Annotated in this window: 2 protein-coding genes; one reads left to right on the forward strand and one right to left on the reverse strand. The window is 45.2% G+C overall.

Annotation, left to right across the window (positions count from 1 at the left end; all coding sequences use genetic code 11):
- The first annotated feature begins 77 nt into the window (after positions 1-77).
- Positions 78-491 (forward strand): copper chaperone PCu(A)C, encoded by a 414-nt coding sequence (locus A3735_RS01930; protein ID WP_068515970.1) that lies wholly within the window; start codon positions 78-80, stop codon positions 489-491.
- Positions 492-500: 9 nt separating this feature from the next.
- Here the strand turns inward: A3735_RS01930 and A3735_RS01935 are convergent.
- Positions 501-817 (reverse strand): TRAP transporter large permease subunit (locus A3735_RS01935; protein ID WP_156499322.1); only part of this gene is annotated, 317 nt, incomplete at its 5' end.

An 817-nucleotide genomic window follows, 5' to 3' on the forward strand; every position in this document is an offset into this window, starting at 1 on the left:
AAGTTTAATAAATGAAAACGTGCAAGGTTGGTTGTAATGTGCAGGTCTTTGCAAGCGAGCTAAGGTAATAGGAGTTGATGATGAACTTTTTTAAAATTGCGGTGATGGCGGTATTATTGATTGCCGGTCATGCCCGTGCAGAAATAAGCGTTGAAGGTGAGTGGGTGCGCTTATTGCCGCCGATGGTTAAAACCACTGCAGCGTATATGACCCTAACCAGTTCCATCGACGATACGCTGGTTTCAGCTTCAAGCCCTCAGGCATCCATGGTTGAGTTACACCTTTCCTCAATGTCTAATGGGGTGATGTCTATGGATCATGTTGAAGAGATTGCGCTGTTGAAGGGACAGCCTTTAAAGCTTGCACCAGGTGGTTACCATCTGATGCTAATGGGCTTAAAGGCAAGCTTGAAGGAAGGTGATACTTTCCAGCTGCACTTACAGTTTGCCAAATCAGGTGAGCTAATTGTTAACGCTGAAGTTAAGCAATAAATAGCCTGTTTAGTAAAACATAAACGGCGTAAAGGCGACTAATAATAAGGTGGTCGACATCACCATTAGCGGTAACAAGATACGCTCATGGCGATAGTAAAAACTATCGCCTTCACTTAGTGCCAAATCAACCTCCTGACTACCAACCACTTGCCGTGTTAACAAATGGTTCAAAGAGACCGGTGGGCTCAGGTAACCCAACTCAAACGCTACCAGGCAGGTCATCCAAAAATGTATAGGGTTAATTCCATGCTCATAAGCTAGCGGTGCGACAAGCCCTGAGACCAAAATCAGAGCACCAAAAGGGTCCATCACCATGCCCACAA

The sequence above is a fragment of the Oleiphilus sp. HI0061 genome, from assembly GCF_001635675.1.

Coding starts and splice junctions, on each gene's coding strand:
- A3735_RS01930 (WP_068515970.1), top strand. CDS start 78: ATGATGAACTTTTTTAAAATTGCGGTGATGGCGGTATTATTGATTGCC.